Origin of the sequence: Mesorhizobium sp. M5C.F.Ca.ET.164.01.1.1, from assembly GCF_004792125.1 — a bacterium.
In the GTDB taxonomy this organism is placed as follows: domain Bacteria; phylum Pseudomonadota; class Alphaproteobacteria; order Rhizobiales; family Rhizobiaceae; genus Mesorhizobium; species Mesorhizobium wenxiniae.
Map to the genome: position 1 here is coordinate 1 of NZ_SRTG01000431.1, position 310 is coordinate 310.

Genomic DNA, 310 nt, shown 5'->3' on the forward strand with positions numbered 1-310 from the left:
CGACAAAATCCTTTGCGACGAAATCGGCCTGCGCGTGGTGGAAATCGGAGAGCTTGTAGACGCCACCGACCAACGGTCTGATCTTGCCCCCCTCGATGTAGCGAACGATGCGACGGAAATCGGCACGCGTGCCCTGGCTCGAACCATGCAGTTGCAGCTGCTTGAGATACATGGTCCTGAGGTCGAGCTGGACGACCGGGCCTGCAATCGCGCCGGCCGTGGTATAGCGGCCCTCGGGTCGCAGGATGCGCAGCAGGTCGTTGAAGATCGCGCCGCCGACGAGATCGGCGACCACGTCGATCGGCTGGCC

1 protein-coding gene is annotated in these 310 nt (G+C 63.2%); it reads right to left on the reverse strand.

What is annotated here, in order from left to right; genetic code table 11:
- Positions 1–310: zinc-binding dehydrogenase (locus EN807_RS34145; protein ID WP_145972477.1), on the reverse strand; the 310-nt coding region annotated here is incomplete at both ends.